At 55.9% G+C, this 6,650-nt stretch carries 7 protein-coding genes; 3 read left to right on the top strand and 4 right to left on the bottom strand.

The window, feature by feature from the left end; genetic code table 11:
* The coding region (locus Q0510_RS16805; RefSeq protein ID WP_298714401.1) for a glutamate synthase-related protein at nt 1-603 on the bottom strand (603 nt) is incomplete at its 3' end.
* 345 nt (nt 604-948) lie between these two features.
* Between Q0510_RS16805 and Q0510_RS16800 the strand changes: the two genes are divergently transcribed.
* Nucleotides 949-1,482: a hypothetical protein gene (locus tag Q0510_RS16800; RefSeq protein WP_298714398.1), complete on the top strand. Its 534-nt coding sequence runs from the start codon at nt 949-951 to the stop codon at nt 1,480-1,482.
* Between the two features lie 15 nt (nt 1,483-1,497).
* Nucleotides 1,498-2,649 carry an AGE family epimerase/isomerase gene (locus tag Q0510_RS16795; protein WP_298714395.1) on the top strand — a complete coding sequence of 384 codons (1,152 nt, stop codon included), beginning with the start codon at nt 1,498-1,500 and terminating at the stop codon, nt 2,647-2,649.
* Here the strand turns inward: Q0510_RS16795 and Q0510_RS16790 are convergent.
* The 3 genes from Q0510_RS16790 to Q0510_RS16780 are packed head-to-tail and all read right to left on the bottom strand — an operon-like array spanning nt 2,641 to nt 5,784.
* Nucleotides 2,641-3,276 carry a response regulator transcription factor gene (locus Q0510_RS16790; protein ID WP_298714392.1) on the bottom strand — a complete coding sequence of 212 codons (636 nt, stop codon included), beginning with the start codon at nt 3,274-3,276 and terminating at the stop codon, nt 2,641-2,643. The genes Q0510_RS16795 and Q0510_RS16790 overlap by 9 nt on opposite strands.
* Nucleotides 3,269-5,107 carry a 7TM diverse intracellular signaling domain-containing protein gene (locus tag Q0510_RS16785; protein ID WP_298714389.1) on the bottom strand — a complete coding sequence of 613 codons (1,839 nt, stop codon included), beginning with the start codon at nt 5,105-5,107 and terminating at the stop codon, nt 3,269-3,271. The genes Q0510_RS16790 and Q0510_RS16785 overlap by 8 nt, the downstream gene beginning before the upstream one ends.
* A gap of 44 nt (nt 5,108-5,151) precedes the next feature.
* Complete coding sequence (locus Q0510_RS16780; RefSeq protein ID WP_298714386.1) at nt 5,152-5,784, bottom strand: MarR family winged helix-turn-helix transcriptional regulator; 633 nt, start codon at nt 5,782-5,784, stop codon at nt 5,152-5,154.
* Nucleotides 5,785-6,163: 379 nt separating this feature from the next.
* On the opposite strand from Q0510_RS16780, the gene Q0510_RS16775 reads away from it, so the two are divergent.
* A partial coding sequence (locus Q0510_RS16775; RefSeq protein WP_298714383.1) for an ABC transporter permease occupies nt 6,164-6,650 on the top strand: 487 nt, incomplete at its 3' end.

Raw genomic sequence — 6,650 nt, 5'->3', positions numbered from 1 at the left:
TTCATCGTCGCGGCAGCCGAAATAGCCGGTACCGATCTGCCAGATGATATCGCCGCCCTGTTTGATGTGATAGGGGCTGATGCCGCCTTCGCCGGTGTTGTGGGCGAAATTGCCGATTTTGGCGCCGCCGTTGAGGGCTTCGATGGCGTTGCTGCTGAGGGAGCCGAAGCTCATGGCCGACACGTTGAAGATGCTGGCGGAATAAGGTTGTTTGCAGTCCTTGTTCCCTACCGTCATCCGCGGGTTATGGTTCAGTTTGTGAAAATCTTTGGGAGCGATGGAATGGCTCATCCATTCGTACCCTTCTTCGTACACGTCGAGCTGCGTTCCGAAGGGCATGGTGTCGGGCCTGCCATCGATGTCGGACTCCACGAAATACTGGTACATTTTAGGGCGGAGGGCTTCCATCCAGTAGCGCATCCGCCCCACTACAGGGTAGGTCCGCATAATGGAATGTCTTGTCTGGATCATGTCGTTGATTCCCATTACTGTCAAACCAGCTACCGCTGCCGTGGTCACGTACCACCAGGCGCTGGCGTACCAGCCCAGGAGGAAGGTGCCGATGAGGGCGATGACGGCGCTGATAATAAATCCTTTCCGCATAATTTGGTTCTTTTTAAAACAACTGCAAAAATAGTGAAATTTAGTATTGGCGGGCGTTTTGAAGGATTTTTCACCCTAATGCGAGCTTTTCAAAACACTATTCATCCTTTCCCGCATTTCCTTGTCTTTTGTTCAAAAAAGCCCCCGAAACTTAGATACTTTCTTTTCACCCTGCTTCACCCCTCATACAACAACACACCCTGTTTCGGTGTTGTATGATCGTAGTTGGCCCTTTGTCCTCAACAATTCGCGTATGGATGTATTTGTACTCCTCCATTACCGCCCGTCAGGAATCCCCATTTTGTAAAATGGCGCCGGGAGCCCCGGTGCATAAAACATTGTGGTATGAGCAAATTGATGTTGATGACATTGCTGGGCACGCTGCTGGGCAGCGCTTCCCTTTTCGGCCAGGACAGCTCCTCGGCCGGCACGCAACTATCCGAAGATGTGGTGCTCCGCCTCTTCGGCCGCACCCGCGAAGTGGTTTTTACCGAATTGCTTCGCGTGGGCCGCAGCGAACAACCCGAGTTCCTTGAAACTTTTTACGCTTACACGGAAGAAAAAATGCCCGTCGCGCAGATGCGCGCCCTGCTGCTGCGGACCTACAACGAGAAGTTCCAGGCGCTCGACGAACCGATGCTGCAAAATCTCACTAAAAACATTCTTAAAAACGACCGCGAATACGTGGACCTGCAAACCCGGTACTACCGCCGCATGATCAAGGTGATCGGCGCCACCCGCGCCGCGATGTTCTTCCAGCTCGACAACTACCTCGATCAGAGCGAACGGCTGTTCCTGCAAACCGGCCTGCCTTTCATCCGCGAACTGGAAACCGGCCGCAGGATCGCCGCTACCCGGTTGCAACCGCCCGGTCATTAATTTCTACAGTCAGCTATGCAAACAACCCTCAGGCAATCACTCGAACGGGAAAGAGACAACATTCTTGGATTCTGGGACCGGGAAATGACGGACCACCGCTTCGGCGGATTTTACGGTAAGATGTCGGCCGAAGGAAAACCGGACCCCTTCGCCATCAAACCCTCCGTGCTCACTTCGCGCATCCTGCAAGCTTTCGCCGCCGGCGCCGTTCAAACCGGCCGGGCGGAATGGCTTGCCGCGGCCGGGCGCGCCTATGCCTGGTTCCGCGAGCACTGCATCGATCCCGAATTCGGCGGCGTGGTGTGGGACACCGATTACGCCGGACGCTGCCAGGACCCCCGCAAAGAGCCCCACGCCATGGGCCTCGCCCTCCACGCCCTCGCCACCTGGCAACTGGCCAGCCCTTCCACGGAAACCCTCAACCTCGCCAAAGGCATCTACAGCCTGCTGCAACTCTACACCCACGACCCCGTCCGCGGCGGATACACCGGCACCTGCGCGCGCAACTGGCAATCCGAAAAGCCCAGCCGCAAATCCATGTACGACCAGCTCCATATCCTGGAAGGGTTTTCCGCGCTCTACGCCGTTTGGCCCGACGATAGCCTGCGCCACCACCTGCACGACCTCACCAAACTATTCCTCGACAAAATCATCGACCCCCAAACCCACCACCTCCGCCTGTACTTCGACGCCGACTGGAAGCCCGAAGGCATCATGATCTCCTACGGCCACGACATGCAGGTTGCCTGGCAGCTGCAGCGCGCCGCCGAAACCCTGGCGGAAGAAGAACTGATGCAACGCACCCGCGAAGCCGCCGTTCAGCTGACCGACGCCGCACTCGAAGGCATGGACACCGACGGTGGTTTATGGTATAAAGCCGACCCGGAAACGAAGCTCCTGGTGAAAGAAAAACGCTGGTGGCCGCAGGCGGAGGCGATGGTAGCGCTCGTAAACGCCTGGCAGGTGAGCGGCGATGAAAAGTACCTTGCGCAGGCGGGAGACACCTGGCGCTTCACCGAACAAAACATCATCGACCGGGAACTGGGAGAATGGAGATGGGGCGTCAACCGCGACGGGGAGCCGATCCCCGAAGACCTGGCGGGCCCAGCAAAAGGGCCTTGCCACAACAGCCGCGCCTGTATGGAAATGGTGCAGAGGTTACAGTAAACCGTGCGTCCTGGCGAAATTGAGGATACCCGCGATGTTGCGGACTTCCAGCTTGCGCATGATATTCTTGCGGTGGGTGTTGACGGTAAATTCACTGATCGACAACCGCGAGCCGATTTCCTTGCTCGTCAGCTCGCTGCCCACCATGCGGATGATCTCCACTTCCCGTCTCGTCAAATGGTATTTCCGCAGGAACTCGTCCAGGAAATAGGAGGGGAGCGGTTCTTCCCCGGCTTCTATTTCCTCGAACCATTCACCGCCTTCAGCGATGAGGCGGATCACGCGCTGCAATTCGCCGGCGGAAGCGCTCTTCAGCAGGTAGCCGTTGGCGCCGAGCCTGCGTACTTCGGCCACGAGCTGCGGCTGGTTATAATTGGTGAGCACCAGGATGCGGACGCGGGGGTATTGCCGGCGGATCTTTTCCAGGGCGCGGATGCCGTCGAGATGCGGCATGTTGAGGTCGAGCAGGATGATGTCCACCGGGGTGGATGCCAGTTTTTCGAGCAGCTGGCGGCCGTCGTTCACGGGTTCGAGCAGGGTGTAGCCGCCGGCTTCGCGGAGCAGCGAGAGCATCCCGTCTATCAGGAGCTGGTGGTCGTCGGCGATGAGCAGTCGGAGTTCAGACATAATTTCCATTCATTTTCGGAAGCGGCAATTCGATATTGATCAAAGCTCCGCTTTCGGTTTGATGTTCGATTTGCATCATTCCTTCCAGGTAATCGACTTTGGAACGGATGCTGCGCAGGAGCTGGGGCGCCGGCAGTTCGCCGCTGAAGCCCTTCCCGTCGTCTTCCACCATCAGCGTGCAATGGTCTTCGTGCTCGATCAGCTGGATGAGCACGTGCCCTGCATCGGCGTGGCGCAGCACGTTTTGCAGCAATTCCTGGATGATGCGGTATAATATGACCCGGAAGTTCCGGGAGTAATGCGTGTCGTTTTCAAAGCCGATGATCACCAGTTCGATCCGTATCCTGCCGGAAGCGTTGGCGATACCGGCCAGGTCGGTCACCGCTTTCACGAGGCCGTACTTTTCCATGGCAACGGGCGTGAGCTGGTGGCTGATGTTGCGCACCGTTTCACTGATTTCTTTGATGATGCCGCTGGCGCGCTCTGCCGGGGCGCTTCCCTGCATGGGATTCCCCTTCACGGCATCGAGCTGCAGCGAGGCCAGGGCGAGGAGGGAGCCGATCTCATCGTGCAGCCTGTCCGCCAGCACCTTCCTTTCATTCTCCTCAACCGTCACGATCGTATCGGTCAATTGTTTCTGCTGTTCGTTCATCTTTTGCAGGATCGCTTCCTTCTCTTTCCTGTAAAACGAAAAGCGTGCCGCGAGGCCGAACGTGATAATGATCATTTCCAGCACGATACCCGTAAACAAACCATAATGCGCGAAGTACGACGGCAGTTTCACGGTGCCCAGGTGATAAAGGTTTTCCATCACCGTGAAAAACATCAATACCAATACTGCCGCAATGTAGATCATGGAAGGACGGTTCCCCTTCACCACTTTATATATCAGTCCCGCCAGCAACAATCCCAGCGCCGCCAGCGAAAAGAACGGCAGCGCGCGCAGTAACACCATCGTAGCCTGGGCGTACTGCTGGTAATTGATGGGCCATAATGTAATAATCAGCATCGCAAGCCAGACGCCCTGCGCAAACAGCAATGGCTGCCGCAAACGGCTGCCCGGCTGTCCGAGACCCGTGAAAACTTTCAGGAACTGCACCGTGAGCACGAAATTCGCGAACACGAAAACCACGCGCGAACGGCTGGGGAAATATTCCGATTCCGGCCACAGATACTGGAACCCCAACCCGCTGTTTGACCAGATCCACCCCAGCGTGCTCAGCACATACAGCGCGTACCAGCCATACACCGCATCGCGCGTGTTGGCGTACAGGAAAGCGCCGAAAAGGACGATCAGCAGCACAATTCCCGTCAGGATTCCGTTGATCAGCGCAGAACGCTCGCTTTCGGCCCTGAAAACCGCCCGGCTTTCCAGGCGGAAGGGCGCCTGCAACGACTCGTGGTGCTTGTCGATCTTGAGCAGGTACAATCCCGGGCCATTGCTGAAACGGAACACGAACGACGGATGCCTGACCGGCCGCTGGTCAAAAGGAAAGTAATCACCCGTCAGCGAAAGCAATTGCATCGAATTCCGGCCTGCGGCATACCATTCCAGCCGGTTGATATGCGGATTGTCCGCCACCAGCAGCATGTTTTCCGCAAAAGCGACATCGGGCGCCGTAACGGCGATCCAGAAATGGGAGGTGGTATAACCGGGATTGAGGTAGGCTGGCTGCAGCGGTTTGAACGCCCCGTTTTGCCAGGCGTTGAGCACCGCGGCGGGTGTGAGTTGGCGCGAGCTGTCTTCCAGCACATGGAACGACTGCTGTCCGGCCACAGTGAGCCGGCAAAAAATCAGCAATACAATCGACAGGACAGCCCCTTTCTTCATCCGGTATGGGAAATGGTTAAGGCTACAAGATAGGGAATTCTGGCTCAACCTTGCTTTTTGTCGATCAGGTCGTCGAGTTGCTGGAGGTCGTCCTGGAAAATAGGCTTATGATAACAATGCAGGCGCTCGAGCATTTCGAGGAGCTGGTATTGTTCGCTGGGAAGGAGATCGCCGAGGATGAGGCGCGAGATCTTGTCCATATCCCCGAACAGTTCACCCATCATTTTTTGCCCCGCGCCGGACACCTGGATGAGCTTGCTGCGCCGGTCGTTCGGGTCGGGTGTTTCCTCGATGAAGCCGAGTTTCACGAGCCGGTTGATGATTTCCATCCCGGTGGGTTTTTCCTGGATATTCTGCTGGATGAGCGCCGTTTTGTTCATGGGCCCGTATTGCAGGAGCGAAACCATGTAGCCGAACTCGTCCATCGACTGGATGGGCCGTTGCTCCAGGGCGCGTTTGAAATACAATTTGGCGTACCGGTGCATATACACCAGCAGCTTGCTGATCAGGCCCGGAACGTGGTCGTCGCTGTAATGGTCTGTAGTCCTGACGTTTTCGGGAGATTGGCCTTCCTTCAGCCAACGCACAAAATCCTTGATGTCACCCCTGCCTTCCCCCGCCGACCGGTCGTAATCCTCCGCCAGGTCAATCAGTTGTTTTATAAGACTGTAATTCAATTTGTAGTGTTTCCTGCGTCAAGTTAACAGTTAATCTGCAATCAATTAGTTTGAAAACATCTCATTGTATTCAAAAATAGACTATTTTTATACTATAATGCATGTGTTACATGTGTTGCGGCTGATTGCCGAACCCTTCCCGGAAACGGTTTTGGGCGGTGAAAGGCCAATTCAGATGGAGTGTAGAGACCGCTTCACTCCTGGAGCGGTTATTTTTCCATTTTCCGGATATTTGCCAACGCGGCCGGCCGCCCCGGTGTCCGAAAGCGGACGTTGCTTGTCCGCCAGTGAACGGTGCTGATTTTCCTAATCCGCCGTGGTGGCGGGTTGTGCCGGCGGCACGGGGATTGTTTCCATCGATCCGACCAATTATTCGCTTATGTTCAGGCATACTTTCCTTTTAATATTCCGCAATTTCAGGAAGTACAGGACTACTTTCCTCATCAACCTGGCTGGTTTGGCCAGCGGGCTGGCTTGCGCCATGCTCATTTGTTTATGGGTGATGGACGAGTACCGGATGGATAAACTGTTCCCGCACGATGCGCGCATTCTCCATATCCTTGGCAATCATCACCAGGAAGGTGGCATTAAAACCGCTTTATCGACGCCCGGCGTGCTCGCGGAAGCGCTGAAGGCAGAAGTGCCTGAAGTGGAATACGCGGTAGCTACGCGCCCGCCGGGTTCCATGCCCCGCTTCACCATCAGCTCCGGCAACGAACATTACAAAGCAAGGCAGATGTTCGCCAGTGCGGATTACTTCAAAATATTCCCTTTCCCGCTGGCCGACGGCAACCCCGAAACTGTGCTGAAGAACAAAAAAACGATCCTGCTGTCGGAATCCATGGCGGAGAAGCTTTTTCATACTA

The sequence above is a fragment of the uncultured Chitinophaga sp. genome (assembly GCF_937874145.1).
Lineage (GTDB): Bacteria > Bacteroidota > Bacteroidia > Chitinophagales > Chitinophagaceae > Chitinophaga.
Note: the sequence above shows the minus strand (reverse complement) of the source record. Positions and strands in the feature narration are given on the sequence as shown.